Genomic DNA, 19,404 nt, shown 5'->3' with positions numbered 1-19,404 from the left:
ACTAGGCTGGTTCCCTTTGCGGCTGTTAGCCATTCCCTAATCACTGGCACATATATTCTGAGTACGTGAGAAAATACCTCTACCCATCCCTTATCCTGTTGTTTCTGGCCCTTGGGGTAACCATTTACCTGACCCGCAAGCCCGACCCCGTTCCGCAATTGCGGGCGCGGCGCGGCGACCTGGCGGCCGGAGGCGAATGGGTTAATACCAAAGCGGCCATAGAAGGCCTGCTGGCCAACCTGCGGGCTAAGCCCGACGACACGAAATCGAAAGTACTGCTGGCCCAGGCCTACATGCAGGAAGCGCGCGTAACCGGCGACCATTCGTATTACGATACGGCCGCCATGCAGCTGCTGAATGAAGTGCTGCGCGACGAGCCCGAAAACTTTGAGGCCCTGTGCTGCAAAGCCTCGCTGAGCCTGACCCAGCATCACTTTTCGGAAGGGCTGGCTATAGCTGAAAAAGCGGTAGCCCTCAACCCGAATAATGCGTTTGTATACGGCTTGCTCTGCGACGCTAACGTGGAGCTGGGCCGTTACGATGAGGCCATTAAAATGGCCGATAAGATGAATGCCGTGCGGCCCGATTTGCGCTCCTACTCGCGCGTTTCGTACCTGCGCGAAATCCACGGCGACCTGCCGGGGGCTATTGAAGCCATGCGGATGGCCGTACAGGCTGGCTACGCAGGCCTGGAGCAGACCGAGTGGGCCCGCATAACACTGGGCCACCTCTACGAAACCACCGGCGACCTGACCAACGCCGAGCAGGCGTATCGGATGGCGCTGGTTGCCCGCCCTTATTACGCCTACGCGCTGGCCGGACTAGGCCGCGTAGAGCAGGCCCGCCACAACTACCCCGAAGCCATCAAGTACCTGGAGCAGGCCCGAAATACGGTAAAGGACTACGCTTTTGCCGAAGAGCTGGCCAACCTCTACCAGCTCAATAACCAACCCGCCGAGGCCCGCAAAATGGAAGCCGAAGCCATCGGTATGCTCGCCTCGGACGCCGACGCCGCTGACGAGAATGAAGACCTGGGCCACTATGCCGACCGTGAACTGGCCTATGCCTACCTCGAAACCGGGGAGCTGGACAAAGCCCTCGAACACGCCAAAATTGAATACGACCGGCGCCCGGATAACATCGACGTAAATGAAACCCTGGCTTGGGTTTCGTACAAGCGTGGTGAATATCCGGCTGCTGCTGCCTATATGAAAGCGGCCCGCCGCACCAACTCTCGGAGCCCGGTTCTGCTGTGCCGCGCCGGCCTCATTGCCTCCAAAAACGGCAACCCCACCGAAGGGCAGGCCCTTATTAAACAGGCGCTGGCCATCAACCCCTACCTCAGCCTCGACCTCGCCGAGGAAGGCCGCCAGCTACTGGCGCCCGGTAAGAGGGGTGCTTGCTGGACGAGAGCAGTGTCATGCTGAGCAGATTCAAAGTATCTCTACTGCCATGGTAATCTTGTCGACTGCAAAAATGCGGTAGAGATGCTTCGACTACGCTCTGTTTCGCTCAGTTGACAGGTAATTCAATACCAACCCTTCATATCAAAACACTTCATGCACGCCACTCGCCTCGTTCGCTGCTTGCCCCTGATTGCCGCGCTGCTGCTGCTGCCGGGGCTGGCGGGCGCGCACGTACTCGACGTGGATTTGAGCAAACTCTCGCGCACCGATGTATTCTTCACTTACCTGAAGCTTGGCTACACGCACATTCTGCCCCTTGGTATCGACCATGTGCTGTTCGTGCTGTGTTTGTACCTGCTGGAGCCGCGCCTTAAACCGGTGCTCTGGCAGGCCACAGCCTTCACGGTGGCCCATTCTATTACGCTGGGGCTGGCCATGTACGGCGTGGTGTCGCCGCCAGCCAGCCTGATTGAGCCGCTCATTGCGCTTTCGATTCTGTTTGTGGCCATCGAGAACATCGTGGTCGAGCACCTGAATCCGTGGCGTATTGTGGTGGTGTTCGGATTTGGGCTGCTGCACGGGCTGGGCTTCGCCGGGGCCCTCACCGGCCTGGGCCTGCCGTCAACCATGTTTGTCGAGTCGTTGGTGGCTTTCAATGTCGGAGTGGAATTGGGGCAGGTTTCGGTAATTGTTCTGGCTTGGCTGCTGATTGGCCGCTGGGCCGCCGACAAGCCCTGGTATAAGCGCCGGATACTAGTGCCCGCCTCCGTCGCTATTGCCCTCATGGCTGCCTATTGGACTTTTGAACGGTTGAGTTGAGTAGAAGCAAGAGAAATAAAGAACATCATGTTGAGCGCAGTCGAAGCATCTCTACTGCTTTGTTGCACCAGTAATCCAACTGACAGAATCAGCATGGCGGTAGAGATGCTTCGGCAAGCTCAGCATGACGTTCTTTCACCAACCATCACTAACTAATTACCAAGCTCTAACCCGAATGCTCCGCCTCCTGCTCCTGCTGCTGCTTTTGCTACCCTACCTGGGAGGCATCGGTGCGGGCCTGGTGGGGCGGCCCGAGGCGCCGGGGCCTACGGCCGCGCATCCTTATGTGCACAGTGCGGCCTGCCAGCACGAAAACTACCTGCGCCTCGACTGCTTCGATACCTGCAACGGCGACCAGTCGGCGGTGGAGGCCCAGACCAAGAACACGACGCCAGCCCAGTTGCTGGCCGCGGCTAAGAGCATCGACCTGCATTGCCTGCCGGAAACGCCCCGTCTGCAAACGGCGCGGTTCCGGCAGTTTTTAGTGTATCAGCCGGCCGCTGTGCCGGCCGTGCCCGCCGGTATCCGGCCAGTACCCAAGCAGCCACCCCGTCGCGGATAAGTTGAAGCGGAGCCCATTAAGGGCTCTGAAGGCCGCGCTACAAGCGTGTGCCGTTGTCAATTTATCTTCTGACTCAGACGCGCTGCCAGTAGGTAGAGCGTCGCCTTGTGGCTGCACATATGCGCCTTTTTTGTTGGATTGCGACCAGCATTATGCTGGCCGCGTGTGGGTTTGGGCATGATGCCCAGGCCCAGAATACCGCCGTGTTGCGCGGCACCGTGGCCGATTCGCTCTCGGGCCAGCCCCTGGTGGGCGTGAGTGTAGGCCTGGAAGGCCAACCCGGCGGCACGGCCACCGATGCACTGGGCAACTTCCGGCTCGGCGGCCTGGCGGCCGGTACCTATACGCTGCGAGTTGGTGCGCTGGGTTACCGGGGTCAGACGCTGCCGGTGGCCTTGGCTGCGGGCGAAACCCGCACAATGGCCCTGGCTCTGCCCACGATGGTGCTCAGCCTTAGCGAGGTGAACGTGAGCCAGCCGCGCGACCCCAACCAGAGCCTGGCCGCCATCAGCCACATCGACCAGATTCTGCGGCCCGTGAACTCGGCCCAGGACCTGCTGCGGCTGGTGCCGGGTTTGTTCATTGCCCAGCACGCGGGCGGCGGCAAGGCCGAGCAGATTTTCCTGCGCGGTTTCGACGTGGACCACGGCACCGACTTCGCCGTGAGCATCGACGGGCTGCCGGTGAACATGGTGAGCCACGGCCACGGCCAGGGCTACGCCGACTTCCACTTTGTCATCCCCGAAACGGTGGAGCAGCTCAAGGTGTACAAAGGTCCGTACACGGCCCGGTTTGGCGACTTTGCCACGGCCGGCGCCGGCGAATTCCTCACCAAAACCCGGCTTGATGCCAGCCAGGTGAAGGTGGAAGTGGGCCAGTTTGACACCTACCGTGGGCTGGTGATGCTGGATTTGCTCGGCAACGACAAGCGCCACTTGTTTTCCAAGAAGCCGGAAAGCGCCTACATGGCCGCCGAGTACCTGTACACCAACGCCTATTTCGATCAGCCCCAGAACTTCAAGCGCTTCAACGGGCTGGCCAAGTATACCGGCCTGCTTACCGAGAAAACCTCGCTTACGCTGCTGGGCTCACACTTCACCTCCAACTGGGACGCCAGCGGCCAGATTCCGGACCGGGGCGTGGAGCAGGGCATTATTTCCCGCTTCGGCAGCATCGACCCCAGCGAGGGCGGCCGCACCAACCGCACCAACGCTTCGGCCATCCTCACCACGGCCCTGCCCGGCAACGCCGTGCTGCGCCAGCAGGCGTACTACTCGCGCTACAACTTCGGGCTGTATTCCAACTTCACTTTTTTCCTCAACAACCCCGAGGACGGCGACGGAATCTACCAGACCGATAACCGCGACATTGTTGGCTACACCGGCACCTACGACCGCGACACGCAGCTCGGCAGCCGCACGCTGCATACCACCTTCGGGGTGGGTACGCGCATCGATGCCACCGACGTAACCCTGCTCAACGCCGTGCGACGCGTGGTGACCGATACCACCATCAGCGGCCGGGTGAACGAGCAGAACTTCAACGCCTACCTCGACGAAACGCTGACCGTGACCGAGCGCCTGACCGTGAACGCCGCCCTGCGGCTCGACGTGTTTCGGTTTCGCTACCGCGACCAGCGCGACGCCACGGATGCCGTGTCGGGCCGGGCCACGGCGGCGCGGGTGTCGCCCAAGCTCAACTTCTACTACCAGCTCAGCCCCAACGCGCAGCTGTTCGTGCGCTCGGGCTTTGGGTTTCACTCCAACGATGCGCGCGGCGTGGTGCGCGGCACCGCCGGCGACAACGTGCTGCCCCGGGCCATCGGCTACGAGGCGGGCAGCACCTTCAAGCCCGTGCCTAGCCTGGTGGTGAACGTGGCCGCCTGGGCCCTGCACCTGCAGGACGAGCTGGTGTACATCGGCGACGAGGGCGTTACGGAAAGCACCGGCCCCACCCGCCGCTTCGGCCTCGACCTGGCCGCCCGCTATCAGGTCACCACGCGCCTCTTTGCCGATTTGGACGTGAACTTCAACCGCGGCCGGCAGGTGGACGCCCCCGAAGGCGCCAACTTCATCCCGCTGGCTCCCAACCTGACCAGTGTGGCCGGCCTCACTTACAAAGCCCCCAAAGGTTTCAATACCAGCCTGCGCTACCGCTACATCGACGACCGGCCGGCCAACGACGACGGCAGCATCACGGCCCGGGGCTATTTTCTGCTCGACGCCGTGGTCAACTACACCACCAAGCGTTTCCAGGTGGGGGCCACGGCCGAAAACCTGCTCAACGTGGAGTGGAACCAGGCCCAGTTTGCCACCGAAACCCGCCTGCGCTCCGAGCCGCTGGGCACTTCCGTGGATGAGCTGCACTTCACGCCGGGCACGCCGTTCTACCTGAAGCTCAACGCCAGCGTGTTTTTCTAAGGATGCCGGCCGGAAACGCAGTTTCTGTCGTCGTTTTCCGACTGCCAGGCCTTGACTGAACTCAGGACCTGCTTAAACGAGCCTTGCCGGGCTTATTTTCCAACCTCAACTTTACTGCATCATGTCTTTCTTCTCTATCCCCAATTCCGTTGATACGCAATCCATCATTCGGCAGGCCCTAATGGGCACCACTGCTCCGCCGGTATTTGAGGCAGGGGCGCCGCCGCCCCTGCCCCAGGGTACCCAGCAACGGTACCGCGAGGTGCGGGCCCGGGTGCATTGCCGTACCCACGCCCGCTCTGCGCCGCACAGCTCCGCCAAGCGTTGGTAATTTCGAAAGCCGCTTTCTACTCTGGAAAGCGGCTTTTTTGTGGGAGGGAAACCGACTTGAGGAAACCTTTATTTGCATCCGGCAGCGTAAATGCGGATTTTGGCCCCGAACCAGCTGCTGCTCATGACACTTCCCGCTCCGTCTTCCCGCCTTTCTGTCCTGCTGCTGGGTCTGTTGGGGATGGGTGGAATAACAGCCAGCTGCCAGTCGGCGGGCGGTGAGGTGGCGGCGGCCCGCCAAAGCACAGCGGTGGCCCTTGCGGTTCCGGTAGCGCCAACCTCCGCCGTCGATTCGCTGGCCCCCACGCCGCTGGTGCCGCTACCCGATGTGCCGCCGGAGTTGCGGGCGGCCGTAGCGGAACTGCGCGGCCGGCTGGGTCCGGAAGCCGCCGCGCTACGGCCTGAAGTGCTGGAAAGGGCCTGCGTGGGCTACCTCAACCTGCGGCAGGCCGGCCGCATCAGCCGGCCCGGCATTCTGGCCGTGGCCGATATGGACCTGCCTTCCTCCGAGCCTCGCTTGTGGGTGCTTGACTTGCGGGCCGGCCAGGTGCTGCACCGCAGCCCCGTGGCCCACGGCCGCGGCTCGGGCGACCTACGCGCCCGGCGCTTCTCCAATACCATCAAATCGGCCTGCACGTCCTTGGGCTTCTACCGCACCCAGGATACGTATCGGGGCAAGCACGGCCTCTCGCGCCGCCTGCGCGGCCTCGATGCCGGCCAGAACGATAACGCCCTGCGCCGCTATGTAGTGCTGCACAGCGCCGACTACGTAAGCGCCGCCTACCTGGAGCGCCACGGGCAGGCCGGCAACAGCCGCGGCTGCCCCGCCCTGCCGCCCGACCAGTACCGGGCCATCATGGGGCCGTGGGCGAGGGCGGCTGCTTGTACCTCAGCGGCCCCGGCTTGGAGTCGAAGTGGCTCGATGCTGCCGAAGCAGCCCAGCGGCTGGCGGCACGGGGGTGGGAGTAACGACTGGATGGTTATAATTCACCCGTAAAAACAGTTTGATGAAAGTCGAATTTGGTGAGCCGAATCATGGTTGGTTACCGGTGAGAATCGAAACCACAGACTTTGAACTGGCTTTCGAAGCCTCAGACGTGCCGCTTAACCCGATCAGCCAACTGGCGGCGGCGTTGCGGCTGGTAGTGGCGGATGCTATCCTTGGAGAAACGCTGGTATGGTGGCACCTGGAGCCATCCGGCTATTACTTTTCTTTCGCCAGACTGAATGAGCAGCTTGAGTTGACGATTTGGTACGCGGAGAATGACCGCGCCGCCAGAAGTCTGCATAGCCGAACCGTGGGCAGCATGGATGATATCATGTTACCATTCTACCGGGCCATTAAGCGGTTTGCATCATATGAGTACAACGAATCTGATTGGCCGCAGCTGGAGCCTGGAGAAATTCGGTGGTTAAGGCAGGTCGTGAAAAATCCACTTAGCTGGTCTTCGGCGTACCAATGGCAGAGTGGCGCACGGAATTAATCAGCTAACCGCTATGTTATGGCCATACCGCGCCCGAATGCGCAACTTTTAGGCGTCCGGGTTTCAGGTGGCTGCGTATAAGCTGATAATCCATTCTGCCGTGCGCGGCAAAGCCCTTTCCGCAACCGAAATCTGCAACCGAAACGAACCGTGATGATGGAAAATAAAAGTGTAGTTCGCCGGCAACGTCTTAAGTTGAAGTCGCGCCGTATGGTCCGTCGGGTGTTGCCGTTTGTGGCGGCCCTGTTTATGGCTACGCCTTTGGCCGCGCCGGTTACGCGCTCCAAAGCGGCCGTTATGGGTTCCAGCCTGCATCTGCCGGCACATGCGCCAGTAGTAGCTTCTAAGGCCAATATCTTCGACCAAAAGGTGCACAACCTCTACCGCGACCTGCAGGTGGAGCAGCAGGGCCTGACGTTCGAAGTGTTTGAGAAGGCTATGACTGGCTACCTAAACCTCGAAAAAACCGACAAGCTCAGCGACAAAAAACTGCTTACCGTAGTCGATTTCAGCCTGCCTTCCACCGAGAAGCGCCTGTGGGTGCTTGATCTGGAAAACAAGCAGGTAAAATTCCATACGCTGGTGGCGCACGGTCGCAACTCGGGTGAAAATATGGCCACGACCTTCTCCAACGAGAATGAGTCGAACAAAAGCAGCCTGGGCTTCTACGTAACCGAGGGTGAGTACGTGGGCAAGCACGGCCGCTCGCTAAAGCTGGCCGGCGTCGACGAGGGCTACAATACCAATGCCCTGATGCGCTCCGTGGTAATGCACGGCGCCGATTACGTGAGCGAGGAGTTTATTCGCCAGAACGGCCGCCTGGGCCGGAGCCTGGGATGCCCGGCCCTGCCCATGGATCAGAAAGACGCCATCATTGAAAGCATCGGCGGGCAGACGGCCATGTTTATCAACGGCCCCGATACCCGCTATTCTTCCAAGTACCTGAACCAGGATGTGGCCATGAGCACTATGCTCGGTAACAGCCAGATGATTTAAACCCTCTATAATTTAGAAAGCAAATGAGCGCCCATCCGTAAGGATGGGCGCTCATTTGCTTTCTAAACTGGTTGTTAATCCTGCCGGCCCGGATACTGTTCCAGTGCCGCTGCCAGACAGTCCATTGCGCGGTTGATAACGTTTTGGTGCACGACGTAGGCCAGGCGCAGTTGCTGGCGGCCGAGGCCAGCGGTGGCGTAGAATCCGGCGGCGGGCGACACCAGCAGCGTTTCGCCGTTCAGGGCGAACTCCTCCAGCAGCCAGCGGGCGAAGCGGGTGGCATCATCAATGGGCAAGTGGCAGAGCACGTAGAAGGCGCCGCGGGGGCGCGGGCAGCGTACGCCGGGCATGGCCTGCAAGCGGTCTACCATCAGGTTGCGGCGGGCCTGGTACTCGGCCTGGGTGTGGGCGAAGTAGTCGGTGGGCAGCTCGGCGGCAGCCTGGGCCAGCAGCTGGCCCAAACCCGGCGGGCATACCCGTAGCTGGGCCAGCTTAAACACCGCCTCGCGTAACGCCTGGTTTTTCGTGACCAGGGCTCCGATACGGGCTCCGCAGGCACTATAGCGCTTGGAAATAGTGTCGAGCAGCACTACGTGGTTTTCCGCGCCCGGCAGCTCCAGGGCGCTGACGAAGGGTGCGTCGTAGCAGAACTCGCGGTAGGCTTCGTCGGCCAGCAGGTACAGGTTGTGGCGCAGGCATAGGTCGCGCAGCTGCTCCAGCTCGGCGCGCGAGTACACGTAGCCGGTCGGGTTATTAGGGTTGCAGACCAGGATAGCGCGGGTACGAGGCGTGATTCGGGCCTCGAAGTCGGCAATCGGCGGCAGGGCAAACTCATCTTCCAGATAAGAAGATACCGGCACCAGCCGGGTGTCGGTGGCTATGGCAAAACCCTGATAGGGCCCGTAGAATGGTTCGGGCACGATGAACTCGTCGCCCGGATTTAGGCAGGCCAGCAGCGCAAACATAATAGCCTCACTGCCCCCGGTGGTTACGATGACGTCGTCGGCGGTAACTGCCAGGCCCTGCTGCTGGTAGTAAGTGGCCAGCACGTGGCGGTAGGAGTCGAGGCCGGCGCTGGGGCCGTAGTCGAGCACCCGGATGTCGGCCCGCTGTACGGCGGCCACCATCTGTGGGGGCGTTTCGATGTCGGGCTGCCCGATGTTGAGCGGGTGCACTGTGAGGCCCCGGCGGCGGGCCGCTTCGGCGTAGGGCGTGAGGTGGCGGTAGGGCGATGGCGGCAGCAGCTGGCCGCGCTCCGATACGTGAAGCATGAAGCAGGGAAGAAGGAAATCGGATGCGGAATGCGGGTGCAAGGTAACAGCCGGCCGGTCAGGTTGTAGCGGCGCGCGGTATCTTTCGCATCATGGAAAATAGCCTGCCTTTCCCGTTGCCCGCCACTGTTGCGCAGTGCCGGGTGTTGCTGCTCGACTGCCTCAAAAGCGGAGAATACGCCCTTACTTCGTCTGACAAAGAAGGCAGCCGAACGCTATGCTACTACCGAAAGACCTTTTTGCGGGCGGCGGTAGGCGACGAAGGCACCAGCCTGCTCCGCCTGCCTACCGATGAGCACCTGCTGGTACACATCGGGCAGCAGCTCGGTGCTATGCTGGAAATAATCGATGGGCAGCCCCGCTGGCGCTACGACCTCACCGAAGCTGAGCAGCTTGAGCAATGGCAGCTGCAGCTGGGCCGACTCAGGCCCTTTGGCCAGGCCCAACAGCGGTTCGTGGCCAGCGTATTAGCCGAATTCGCCGCCCTGTCGCTAACGCCGCTTGGCTAAGGCTGGCCCCGAACTTTGTACACCTTGATGTAATCCACGACCAGGCTGCTGTAAGGGCCATCCGGGCCTGTGGGCCAGGTGGCCAGGTCGGAGTATGTTAGCACGGCCTGGTTGACGATAACAGTAGCCGGGGCCGGAAAAGTAGGAAGGCGGCTGGCCGGTACTGTGCGCAACCGGCGTTGGTTCAGGTAAAAGGTTACTTCAGTAGGTGTCCATATGGCAGAAAAGACGTTGAAATCGGCACTCAGATCCTTCCAGGCTGGCGCTTGGAAGCTGGCAGATTCGTGGCGGGCCGGCTTGTTGGGGGTGTAGTGCACGGTGTTGGAGTACTCGCGGCCGGCACCACCCTCAAACACATCTATTTCGGTGGGGCCACTGAACAGCCAGAAGGCTGGCCAAGTACCTTCGCCGCCCCCAAACCGGCAGCGAATCTCAAACAGACCGTATTGGAAGCCCCGGTTACCTGCCCACCGGGCCGTATCACCCAGTGCGGGGTTGGCCCCGAATCCGGGCTTCAGGCTCAGCCACCCCGACTCAAAATGCAGCTGCTTGAGCGTGTCGCGGCCGTCTACCTGGAAAGCGAAAGTGCGCGGCTGAGGCAGCGGACGGGCCGTGAGGTAGACGTAGCCGTCGCGCAGCGAAACGGCGGCCTGATCGTAGTATTCATCCTCGTACTGATTGCCCCACAGCGTTGGGCCGTTGTCGGGCGCAAACTGCCAGGGCGAGCGGACGGCCATATCGGCCACGTCGCGGTAGGTATCAAAATCTTCGAGAAAAACCAGCTGCCAGTCGGTGTAGCGCAGGCGGCGCTGGGCCTCGGCCGGCAACCCCGCCGATAGCAGCGGTAGCAGGCATAATAGTAAGCGGCAAATGGCTGGCAGGTACTGCTTGGACACACTAACTGGATTGAGGCTACTGAGCGAAGTGAGGGTTGGGAAGTTGCGAAAAACACTACTTCTGGCATGCTTAGATAAGTGGACACCAGATCAGGCATGACAATTTTCCGGCATGCCTTAAACGCAGAACGACCAAGCTCCGATGCAGGCGAAAGAGCAAAAAATTGGGCGGCCTTCCCCGAAGGAAAGCCGCCCGATCTGAAAAAAGCGCCAAGTGTACGCTCAACAGGCCTACCAGGTGCCCTGTGGTTGCTGGTTAGTACATGGCGTCGATGCCGCTCTTGTCGCCGGCCGAGAGGCCGGTACGCTGGATGTCAAACGTCGAGCCATCCTTTCGGGTGATGGTCGGCTGACCATTCGATGAGAACGAGAACGAACCGTACATCATGATGGAGCCAAAATCGAGGGCGCCGTAATCGGTGCCGCCGTAACCCGAGGCAGAGTATTTGCTGAAGTTGCCTTCGTAGCCCGACTGGATGTTTTGGGTGAGAATGTTAACGAAGGTGTCACGGTCGTTGCGGGTCTGCTCGTGAAACAGGCCCACGGCGTGGCCGATTTCGTGGATGGTGTTGCCCGTGCTGCAGCCCGAAGCCAGGTTGATGTACTGCCGGCTGCCGGTGCGCCCGATGTTTGAGGAGCAGCCCGAGCCTACCCGGAACGTTACATAGGCGGTTTGGGTGGTGCGGGCAATGAATCGTACGGGCGAGTTGGCCTGCCAATGCGCAATGGCATCGGTTACGCGGGCCTGATTGGGCAGGGCCGCATCAATGGTGTAATACACGATGCCCGAAGGCCAGCGGCCCGTAGTGCGGCCGGCGCTGCCGGGGCGCTGCTGGTCGCCATCGGAGCCGGCAGTAAGCTGCTCGCTGGTAAGCAGAATGTCGCCTTCGTACACTTTATCCCCGTTGATTTTCTGGTAGCTGACGGGCTGGCCGGCCCACTCCCCGGTTTTCAGCTCCCCGGTCTGGCCAGGGTAGGCCAGCTCGGCCTGGTCCTGGGCCACCTGCTCTGGCTGGTTGGGTTGGGCCTGCTGGTCTTTGCTGCAGCTCGCTAATGAAATAGTACCAAATAAGGCCAAGTAGGCCAGGGCGGAAAATGATGGTTTGAACATGATGTAGAAGGGTTTGGTTGTGGAGTGTGGTCGAAACGCCAATGATAAAACAATATTTCATTCGCGCCGGAAACAAGCCGGCTCCCCGCTTCCGGCCGCTACCCGCCCGCCTTTGGTTTCACAACTTTTCGGTGTGTGTAGCTTCCCCAAAAAACTGCCTTGTACCTTATTGCAGTGCTATTAAGCCAAATCTGTAATCGGCTTCCCTTATATATGGCTGAGGGAGTAGTAGCTCTGTGCAATGACATAATCATGCACGAGCAGGTGCAGGCAATAAAGGCCGGCTACTTAGGTCATTGCATCGGCCGCGGCTACGAATTGCTCGATGTGGCGGGCGCGCACCTGGTAGCGCCGCCAGCCCACTACCACAATGGTCAGGCCCAGGGGCAGTAACAACCCGCCGGCCCAGATATACGCGCTGCTGCGGAAGAACTTGAAGAAGGTTAAACCGGCAATAACTAATGTCAGGCCGGTGCGCAGGTACGCCAGCAGCGTCCGTTCGTTGGCCAGGCGGGTGCGTTCCATGGCCAGCCGGTCGCGCAGTTCGAGGGGGGAGTTGGGGGTAGCGGTGTGCAGCTTTGTCATGGTAGGGCCTACGCAGAAAGCGGCTGGCGGGTCGGCAGCCGGCCGCTATAACTATTCGTCGGGCAATTACGTGTTCTATGCATTGGATGCTTGCTGGCCACCTCTCTTCTTACCCTTTCTCTGTTCTATGGATTTTTCGGTTACCTGGCAGAAGCTCAATAGCATGGGCACCACCTTTATGGCCATGCTGCCCAACCTGCTCATCGGGCTGGTGGTGCTGGCCATTTTCCTCTTCATTGCCCGGGGCGTGCGCTCGGGGGTGGAGCGGCTCACCGCCATCCGCCACCAGAGCCAGAGCCTCACGCTGCTGCTGAGCCGGCTGGCCTACCTGTTTGTGGTGCTGCTGGGCGTACTGGTGATGTTCACCGTCATGATTCCCAGCTTTACGCCCACCAGCCTCATCAGTGCGCTGGGTATCGGCGGGGTGGCCATCGGCTTCGCGTTCAAAGACATTTTCCAGAACTTCCTGGCCGGCATCCTGCTGCTACTCACCGAGCCCTTCCGCATCAACGACCAGATCAAGTACAAGGACTTCGAGGGTACTGTCGAAACCATCCAGGCCCGCGCCACCACCATCAAAACCTACGACGGCCGCCGCGTCGTCATCCCCAACGCCGAGCTGTTCATCAACGCAGTAACCGTGAACACGGCCTACGACATGCGCCGGCTGGAGTATGATTTTGGCATCGGCTACGGCGACAACATTGCTCAGGCCCGGCAGGTGATGCTGGCCGCCGTGCAGTCGATACCCGGCGTGCTCTCCGACCCGGAGCCCGAGGCCCTGGTGGTGGAAATCGGGGAGAGTACCATCGATATCCGGCTGCGCTGGTGGATTAACCCGCCCCGCCGCGCCGACTACATGAAGTCGAAGGATGCGGTGCTTGAACTCGTAAAAAACAAGCTCACCGAAGCCGGAATCGACCAGCCCTTCCCCACCCAGGTGGTGCTGCTGCACGACCAAACCGAGGAAACCGACGGCAACCGCAAAACCCAGCGCGAAGGCTGGCCCGCCGGCCCCGGCGAAATGCCCCGCTCTATGATAGAAGTGCGCCAGCAGCGCCGGGAACAGGAGCAACGCCAACTAGCCAAGCAGCAACCGGCCCCCGTACCCGCGGATTCTCCCGCCGACCAGCAACCCGACCCCCGCCAGCAGTAGACTGATAGGATGGTTAGGCTGCCTGATTATTTACCAGAATTGAAAAAGGCCGGGCTTCCCTGATTAGGGGAGTCCGGCCTTTTTTAGCGCTTGGTTATTTTTCTAGCGGTACACTATTCACGAAACCGCCATAAAACAGTTTTGAGTTGCGGATGGGGTTGCGGTAGTTGGCTTACACCAAGCTACTACATATCCTGGATGATTTCGTTGCCGAACTCGCTGCACTTAAGCAGGGTAGCGCCTTCCATCTGGCGTTCGAAATCGTAGGTGACGCGCTTGGCGGCAATGGCGGCTTCGAGGCCTTTGTAGATGAGGTCGGCGGCTTCGTTCCAGCCCAGGTGCTCCAGCATCAGGGCGCCGGAGAGAATCACCGAGCCGGGATTCACCTTGTCGAGGCCGGCGTACTTGGGGGCCGTGCCGTGGGTGGCTTCGAAGATGGCGTGGCCGGTTTCGTAGTTGATGTTGGCGCCCGGTGCAATGCCGATGCCGCCCACGATGGCGGCCAGCGAGTCGGAGATGTAGTCGCCGTTCAGGTTGAGCGTGGCGACTACCGAGTACTCGGAGGGGCGGAGCAGAATCTGCTGCAGGAAGGCATCGGCAATGCTGTCCTTGATGAGGATTTTGCCGCTCTCGAGGGCCAGCTTCTGCTGGGCGTCGGCCATTTCCTGGCCCTGCTTGGCCAGTACCTTGTCGTACTGAGCCCACGTGTACACCTTGTCGCCAAACTCCTTCTCGGCTAGCTCGTAGCCCCAGGTTTTGAACGCGCCCTCGGTGAACTTCATGATGTTGCCTTTGTGCACGATGGTCACCGAGGGCTTCTTGTGCTTGATGGCGTACTCGATGGCCGCGCGCACGAGCCGCTCGGTGCCTTCCTTGCTCACCGGCTTAATGCCGAAGGAGGACGTTTCGGGGAAGCGGATTTTCTTCACGCCCATCTCATCCTGCAGGAATTCTAGCATTTTCTGGGCCTGTGGCGTACCGTTCATGTACTCGATGCCGGCGTAGATGTCCTCGGTGTTCTCGCGGAAGATGACCATGTCGGTCAGCTCGGGGCGCTTTACGGGCGAAGGCACGCCTTCGAACCAGCGTACGGGGCGCACGCAGGCATACAGGTCGAGCTCCTGGCGCAGGGCCACGTTCAGGCTCCGGATGCCGCCGCCCACGGGCGTGGTCAGGGGGCCTTTAATGCCCACCAGGTATTCGCGGAAGGCGTCGAGGGTTTCGTTGGGCAGCCAGTTATTCACCTGCTTGAAGGCCTTCTCACCAGCCAGCACTTCTTTCCACTCCAGCTTACGCTTGCCGCTATAGGCCTTCTCTACCGCCGCATCTAGCACGCGGACGGCCGCAGCCCAAATATCCGGTCCCGTACCGTCGCCCTCAATGAATGGGATAATCGGCTGATCCGGCACATTCAGCTTGCCGTTCTTGATGGTTATTTTCTCTGCCATTGTCGAAAAAAAGTGTCAGGTGTTACGTGACAGGTATTTTGAGGTTAGTGCTGGGCGTTAGTGCTTAGTTACTCGTGCTTAGAGCTTAGGCTGTGCTTGATATCGGCCTCACTGATCAGCGCTAGTAACTTGTTTGGTGCTCGGGTGCTGTTGTTTATTGTTTTGGCTGTTGTAGTGGAGTGTTCTGATACTGCGAGTTATCGACCTGTTTAGTGCTTCATTGATAATGCTTAGCACGTTCAGCCAAAACGGCCTGAGCACCAAGCACTATCACCTAAGCACTAAAATCTAATACCCGAAAATCTCCTTCAGTGTCAGCTGCTCGACTTTGCCGTATTTGGCCAGGGCCTTGAAGTTGAGGCGGTCTTTGGAGCCGATGACGAGGATGGTCTGGGGCTGGCCTTTCACGCGGGCCTGCTGAAACTTGAGCAAGTCGGCGAAGCTCATGTTGGCCGTCTGCTCATACACGTCGCGACGCAGGTCGTAGTCGAGGCCTAGGCGTTTGGCGCGCTCGTAGCTGAAGAGGATGTCGGATTTGGTGATGCGGTCGGTGGCGATGCTGTTGCGGATAGCGGCTTTGGCAATCTGCAGGTTGGCTTCGGCCGTGGGCATATCGGTGAGCAGGAGCTGCATGCCGGCCATAGCTTCGGGCAGCTTGTCGGCCTGGGCCCCGATGTAGCTCATGTTGTAAGAGCTGCGGCCCGTTTTATCGGCCGTGGCGAAGCGCGAGGAAGCCGAGTAGGCGAGGGCCTGGCTTTCGCGCAATTCCTGGAACACGATGCTGCCCATACCGCCCCCGAAGTAGGTGTTATAAAGGCTGGTGGTGGGCACGAGCGTCTTATCGAACAAAGGCCCTTTGCTCATGAACAGGATTTCGGCCTGCACCATGTTGTAATCCACCCAGTACACTTTGGGCGTATTCAGTGGCTGCTCGGCGTAGTCCTTGTTGGCGGGCACGGCGGCCAGCGTGGCGGGCGTTTTGTGCAGCTGGTTGAGCGTGGCGGTCAGACCGGTTTCGGGCTTGGGGCCGTAGTACAGCACCCGGTGCTGGTAGGTGGGCAGCTGCTTGATGAGGCTGGTGAGCTGCTCGGGCTTGAGGGCCTTGAGCTTTTTCTCACTGAGCTGGGTGGTGAAGGGGTTTTTCGCGCCGTACTTGGCGTAGTTCACCATGGCCTGCTGCAGAATCACGCCCTTGTTGAGCTTGGCATCCTGGCGGGCCTTGAGCACGCCGGCCACCATGTTTTTGAGGGCGGCGGCATCGGGCTTGGGAGCCGCGAGCAGGCTTTCGAACAGCTGCAGCGCGGGCTCCATATTGCTATCGAGGCCGCTGAGGCTGATAGTAGTGCGGTCCTGCTCGCTCTGCACCGCAAACGAGCAGCCCAGCTTATAGAACTCCTGCTGCAGCTCGGCGGCCGAGTACTTACCGGCCCCCAGGTACTGCAGGTAGTCGGTGGCCAAACCCAGGCGCTGGTTGCCGTTGGTGCCCATATCGAGCACGTAGTACAGGTTGAACAGGTTGTTCTCGGTGTTGCGGGTGTAGAACACCGGAATGCCCGAGGCCAGCTTGGTCTCCTGAATGTCCTTCTTGTAATCAACAAAAACCGGCTGCAAATCGGGCGACGACATGCCCATTACCTGTTTGTAGAAGTCGGAGGCCGCGTCGCGGTTAACGGGCACCGGCGTAATGGCCGGCTTCACCACTTTCACGATGTTGGGGTCCTGGCCGGTGCGCTTGTACACCAGGGCATAGCCGGGGCCGTAGTACTGCTGGGCCACGCGCATCACGTCCTCGCGGTTCACCTTGCCGAAGTCCTCGATCTGCTGCAGGTAGTCCTTCCAGTCGGCGCGGGCCACGAAAGCATCCACGAAAGCGCCGGCGCGGGCCTCATTGCTCTCGTAGCTCTTGGTACGCTGCAGCTGCTCGTTGTTGATGATGGCCGGAATCAGCCACTCCGGGAAGTCGCCTTTCTTTACTTTATCCAGCTGGCCCAGCAGCAGGTCGCGCACTTCCTCCAGCTTCTGGCCCTGGCGGGGCGTAGCGTAAAGGATGTGGCTGGAGTAGTCGTTGTTGATATTGGCAAACGAGGACGCCTGCAGTACTTTCTGCTGCTGATTGAGGTTGAGGTCAATCAGACCGGCCTGACCGTTGCTGAGGATCTTGTCGATCATGCGCAGGGCCAGTGCGTCCTTGGTGTTGCTGCCCGGGAAACGGAAGCCCAGCATCACGTTCTCGGCGCTCGGACCCACGATTTTCGTAATCACCGGAGCCGTCAGGGGCGCTTCCTGGGCCACCGTAAAAGTGGGCACCGGCTTGCGCTTCAGCGGGCCGAAGTACTTGTCAATCGTGCGGATGGTCTGGTCGTAATCCAGGTCGCCGCTCAGGGCCAGCGCCACGTTGTTGGGCACGTAGTAGGCCTCGTAGTACGCCTTAATCTCCGTTATGGAGGGATTCTGCAGGTGCTCGATGGTACCGATGGTGGTCTGGGTACCGTACTGGTGCTGCTGAAACAGCGTCCGGTTGATGGCCTCAAACTCCTTGCTGAAGTCGTTGTCGAGGCCGCGGTTCTTCTCCTCGTACACGGCCTCCAGCTCGGTGTGGAACAGGCGGGGCACCAGCTCGCCCATCCGCTCACTCTGGATGGCAGCCCACTTCTCAATCTGGTTGCTCGGAATATCCTCCTGGTACACCGTCTGCTCGACCGAGGTGTAGGCGTTGGAGCCCTGCGAGCCGATGGCGCCCATCACCTTGTCGTACTCGTTGGCCACGGCGTACTTGGCCGCCACACCCGAGATGGAGTCAATCTGGTAGTAGGTTTTCTTACGGGCGGCGGGGTCGTTGCGCTGGGCGCGGTACTGCTCGTAGAGAGCCTCAATCTTGTCGAGCTCGGGCTTTTCGGCAGCCCAGTTCTGGGTGCCCAGTTGCGAGGTACCCTTGAACACCATGTGCTCGAGGTAGTGGGCCAGGCCGGTAGCGGTGGCCGGGTCGTTCTTGGAGCCGGCGCGCACGGCCAGATAAGTCTGAATACGCGGGGCGTCTTTGTAGTCGGAAAGGTAAACCGTCAGGCCGTTGTCGAGGGTATAGATGCGGGCCTTGAGCGGGTCGCCGGGAACGGTCTGGTACGTGTATTCCTTCTGCCGGGGCGTTGCGGGAGCTTCAGTAGCCGGGGTCGAGGCCGAAGTAGCGGGCTTGCTGGATTGACACTGGGTCAGGCCCAGGGCAGCCAGGGCCGGAACGAAAAGCAGAAAGGGTTTTCTCACGAGGGAAGGGGGGCGGAGAGAGCAGATTCTAATAATAAACTCAAAGATAGGCGTCCCCCCCGGGAATAAAAAGCCCACCGATACCCGTTCCGCCTTTCAATTGCGAAAAATTGCTTATAGGATCACAGATGTTGCAGATGGTGCAGATGACGCAGAGTCGTTCTGCCGATGGATTCGTTCTGTTAGCAGACTTACTGATTACACGAATCTACCGTCGAACGACTACGCCAGCAGAACGAATCTGCGTCATCTGCACCATCTGCAACATCTGTGATTTAGTCGGCATCCAGGCCCAGGCGCTGCTTCATCTGGGCCAGCATGGGGTACTTTTCGGTCAGGTACTCCAGCTTATCGGTGGCGGTGTAGAGCTTGCGGCCGGTTTCCTGGCGCTCCACGATGCTCACCTGCACCGTGAGGCGCGGGTAGCCGGTGCGGCGGCGCAGCTCGACTACGAATTCGCCCCGGAAGTCGTTGAACTGGTCCTCCTGCACGGGATTGTCCACAGTCAGCAGAATAACGTGCTGCTCGGTGGCCTGCACCGGGCGGTTGAGGATGCTGTAGTGCATCATGCTGCCGGCCTTGCGCTCCTCGGTCAGTTCCTTCCAGGCGCGTTGCAGCTTGGCGTCGTCGATGGCGGGCAGGCCGGTTACGGGGCCGCTGGGCTCGGCTTCGGCGGTGGCTTTGCCGGCGGCGACCTGCTGGGCCAGCTGGGCCTTCATGGCGCTCAGGCTGCCCAAACCGGGCAGCTTGGTGCCCAGACCCAGGGGCTTGCCCGGCAGCGGCATGCCAGGCTTGGGCACGGGCGGGGGCAGTGGGGCGGCCGTTACGGGCGTCATGCCCGGCTCGTGGCCGGCAATGCTGGGCCGACCGGTTTCTATGTGCGGCACCGTGTCGCGGGGGCCGCTGGTGGTGGGCACGTTGGTAGCGGCCTCGTCCTCGATGCTGGGCGTGTCGTGCAGCTCCTCCACACCGCTTTCCACCGGCACGATGGGCTCGGGGTCGGCGGGGGCGTGGGCTAACTGGTTGTCGGTTGCTGGTTGCTGGTTGTTGGGTTGCTCTGGGGCCGCCGGTGGCGACTTAATGTATGCAGCGGGCGCTTCGGCGGTGCCGTCGGCTACCAGCTGGCCGGTGGGAGCTGCTGGCACTGGCGCGG

The 19,404-nt window shown here is 60.6% G+C and carries 17 protein-coding genes; 10 read left to right on the top strand and 7 right to left on the bottom strand.

Annotated elements, in window-relative coordinates; all coding sequences use genetic code 11:
- Nucleotides 1-65: 65 nt before the first annotated feature.
- The 8 genes from D0N36_RS00315 to D0N36_RS00280 all read left to right on the top strand — a co-directional run bounded on the left by D0N36_RS00315 (nt 66) and on the right by D0N36_RS00280 (nt 8,017).
- Nucleotides 66-1,427, top strand: a complete 1,362-nt coding sequence (locus D0N36_RS00315; RefSeq protein ID WP_147320695.1) for a tetratricopeptide repeat protein — start codon at nt 66-68, stop codon at nt 1,425-1,427.
- A 132-nt stretch (nt 1,428-1,559) separates the two neighbouring features.
- Nucleotides 1,560-2,225: a HupE/UreJ family protein gene (locus D0N36_RS00310; protein ID WP_242478738.1), complete on the top strand. Its 666-nt coding sequence runs from the start codon at nt 1,560-1,562 to the stop codon at nt 2,223-2,225.
- A 175-nt stretch (nt 2,226-2,400) separates the two neighbouring features.
- Nucleotides 2,401-2,787: a hypothetical protein gene (locus D0N36_RS00305; protein WP_116939079.1), complete on the top strand. Its 387-nt coding sequence runs from the start codon at nt 2,401-2,403 to the stop codon at nt 2,785-2,787.
- Nucleotides 2,788-2,906: 119 nt separating this feature from the next.
- Nucleotides 2,907-5,207 (top strand): TonB-dependent receptor, encoded by a 2,301-nt coding sequence (locus D0N36_RS00300; RefSeq protein WP_116939078.1) that lies wholly within the window; start codon nt 2,907-2,909, stop codon nt 5,205-5,207.
- Between the two features lie 121 nt (nt 5,208-5,328).
- Entirely contained in the window at nt 5,329-5,538 is a 210-nt protein-coding gene (locus D0N36_RS00295; protein ID WP_147320694.1) for a hypothetical protein, read from the top strand.
- A 123-nt stretch (nt 5,539-5,661) separates the two neighbouring features.
- A complete protein-coding gene (locus D0N36_RS00290; RefSeq protein WP_190242455.1) occupies nt 5,662-6,534 on the top strand; it encodes a murein L,D-transpeptidase catalytic domain family protein in 873 nt (290 codons plus the stop codon).
- A 10-nt stretch (nt 6,535-6,544) separates the two neighbouring features.
- Nucleotides 6,545-7,021, top strand: a complete 477-nt coding sequence (locus tag D0N36_RS00285) for a hypothetical protein (RefSeq protein ID WP_116939076.1) — start codon at nt 6,545-6,547, stop codon at nt 7,019-7,021.
- Nucleotides 7,022-7,231: 210 nt separating this feature from the next.
- Complete coding sequence (locus tag D0N36_RS00280; RefSeq protein ID WP_242478737.1) at nt 7,232-8,017, top strand: murein L,D-transpeptidase catalytic domain family protein; 786 nt, start codon at nt 7,232-7,234, stop codon at nt 8,015-8,017.
- Nucleotides 8,018-8,091: 74 nt separating this feature from the next.
- On the opposite strand, the gene D0N36_RS00275 is transcribed toward D0N36_RS00280, so the two are convergent.
- Nucleotides 8,092-9,288 (bottom strand): pyridoxal phosphate-dependent aminotransferase, encoded by a 1,197-nt coding sequence (locus tag D0N36_RS00275; RefSeq protein WP_116939075.1) that lies wholly within the window; start codon nt 9,286-9,288, stop codon nt 8,092-8,094.
- Nucleotides 9,289-9,380: 92 nt separating this feature from the next.
- Here D0N36_RS00275 and D0N36_RS00270 point away from each other — a divergent pair, with 92 nt between their 5' ends.
- On the top strand, nt 9,381-9,797 hold the full coding sequence (locus tag D0N36_RS00270) for a hypothetical protein (RefSeq protein WP_116939074.1): 417 nt from the start codon (nt 9,381-9,383) through the stop codon (nt 9,795-9,797).
- On the opposite strand, the gene D0N36_RS00265 is transcribed toward D0N36_RS00270, so the two are convergent.
- From D0N36_RS00265 to D0N36_RS00255, 3 genes are all read right to left on the bottom strand, one after another.
- Nucleotides 9,794-10,693, bottom strand: coding sequence for a glycoside hydrolase family 16 protein (locus D0N36_RS00265; protein ID WP_147320693.1), 900 nt, complete (start codon nt 10,691-10,693; stop codon nt 9,794-9,796). The genes D0N36_RS00270 and D0N36_RS00265 overlap by 4 nt on opposite strands.
- 256 nt (nt 10,694-10,949) lie before the next feature.
- Entirely contained in the window at nt 10,950-11,804 is an 855-nt protein-coding gene (locus D0N36_RS00260; RefSeq protein ID WP_116939072.1) for a M12 family metallopeptidase, read from the bottom strand.
- A 288-nt stretch (nt 11,805-12,092) separates the two neighbouring features.
- Complete coding sequence (locus tag D0N36_RS00255; RefSeq protein WP_116939071.1) at nt 12,093-12,389, bottom strand: DUF202 domain-containing protein; 297 nt, start codon at nt 12,387-12,389, stop codon at nt 12,093-12,095.
- A 127-nt stretch (nt 12,390-12,516) separates the two neighbouring features.
- On the opposite strand from D0N36_RS00255, the gene D0N36_RS00250 reads away from it, so the two are divergent.
- Nucleotides 12,517-13,545, top strand: coding sequence for a mechanosensitive ion channel family protein (locus D0N36_RS00250; protein WP_116939070.1), 1,029 nt, complete (start codon nt 12,517-12,519; stop codon nt 13,543-13,545).
- Between the two features lie 185 nt (nt 13,546-13,730).
- Here the strand turns inward: D0N36_RS00250 and icd are convergent, their stop codons facing one another.
- From icd to D0N36_RS00235, 3 genes are all read right to left on the bottom strand, one after another.
- Nucleotides 13,731-14,993: an NADP-dependent isocitrate dehydrogenase gene (gene icd, locus D0N36_RS00245; protein WP_116939069.1), complete on the bottom strand. Its 1,263-nt coding sequence runs from the start codon at nt 14,991-14,993 to the stop codon at nt 13,731-13,733.
- Between the two features lie 288 nt (nt 14,994-15,281).
- On the bottom strand, nt 15,282-18,251 hold the full coding sequence (locus D0N36_RS00240) for a M16 family metallopeptidase (protein WP_242478735.1): 2,970 nt from the start codon (nt 18,249-18,251) through the stop codon (nt 15,282-15,284).
- Nucleotides 18,252-18,526: 275 nt separating this feature from the next.
- Nucleotides 18,527-19,396, bottom strand: a complete 870-nt coding sequence (locus D0N36_RS00235; protein ID WP_116939068.1) for a hypothetical protein — start codon at nt 19,394-19,396, stop codon at nt 18,527-18,529.
- Nucleotides 19,397-19,404: the final 8 nt, after the last annotated feature.

It is taken from the genome of Hymenobacter lapidiphilus, from assembly GCF_003417065.2.
GTDB lineage: Bacteria > Bacteroidota > Bacteroidia > Cytophagales > Hymenobacteraceae > Hymenobacter.
The sequence above is the reverse complement of the archived record's forward strand: the minus strand, read 5'-3'. Positions and strand labels throughout refer to the sequence as shown.

What these genes read in the sequence shown, in the direction of transcription:
- D0N36_RS00310 (WP_242478738.1), top strand. Translation starts at nt 1,560, where the DNA reads ATGCACGCCACTCGCCTCGTTCGCTGCTTGCCCCTGATTGCCGCGCTG.
- D0N36_RS00275 (WP_116939075.1), bottom strand. Translation starts at nt 9,288, where the DNA reads ATGCTTCACGTATCGGAGCGCGGCCAGCTGCTGCCGCCATCGCCCTAC.
- D0N36_RS00295 (WP_147320694.1), top strand. Translation starts at nt 5,329, where the DNA reads ATGTCTTTCTTCTCTATCCCCAATTCCGTTGATACGCAATCCATCATT.
- icd (WP_116939069.1), bottom strand. Translation starts at nt 14,993, where the DNA reads ATGGCAGAGAAAATAACCATCAAGAACGGCAAGCTGAATGTGCCGGAT.
- D0N36_RS00260 (WP_116939072.1), bottom strand. Translation starts at nt 11,804, where the DNA reads ATGTTCAAACCATCATTTTCCGCCCTGGCCTACTTGGCCTTATTTGGT.
- D0N36_RS00270 (WP_116939074.1), top strand. Translation starts at nt 9,381, where the DNA reads ATGGAAAATAGCCTGCCTTTCCCGTTGCCCGCCACTGTTGCGCAGTGC.
- D0N36_RS00290 (WP_190242455.1), top strand. Translation starts at nt 5,662, where the DNA reads ATGACACTTCCCGCTCCGTCTTCCCGCCTTTCTGTCCTGCTGCTGGGT.
- D0N36_RS00255 (WP_116939071.1), bottom strand. Translation starts at nt 12,389, where the DNA reads ATGACAAAGCTGCACACCGCTACCCCCAACTCCCCCCTCGAACTGCGC.
- D0N36_RS00305 (WP_116939079.1), top strand. Translation starts at nt 2,401, where the DNA reads ATGCTCCGCCTCCTGCTCCTGCTGCTGCTTTTGCTACCCTACCTGGGA.
- D0N36_RS00285 (WP_116939076.1), top strand. Translation starts at nt 6,545, where the DNA reads ATGAAAGTCGAATTTGGTGAGCCGAATCATGGTTGGTTACCGGTGAGA.
- D0N36_RS00250 (WP_116939070.1), top strand. Translation starts at nt 12,517, where the DNA reads ATGGATTTTTCGGTTACCTGGCAGAAGCTCAATAGCATGGGCACCACC.
- D0N36_RS00280 (WP_242478737.1), top strand. Translation starts at nt 7,232, where the DNA reads ATGGTCCGTCGGGTGTTGCCGTTTGTGGCGGCCCTGTTTATGGCTACG.
- D0N36_RS00300 (WP_116939078.1), top strand. Translation starts at nt 2,907, where the DNA reads ATGCGCCTTTTTTGTTGGATTGCGACCAGCATTATGCTGGCCGCGTGT.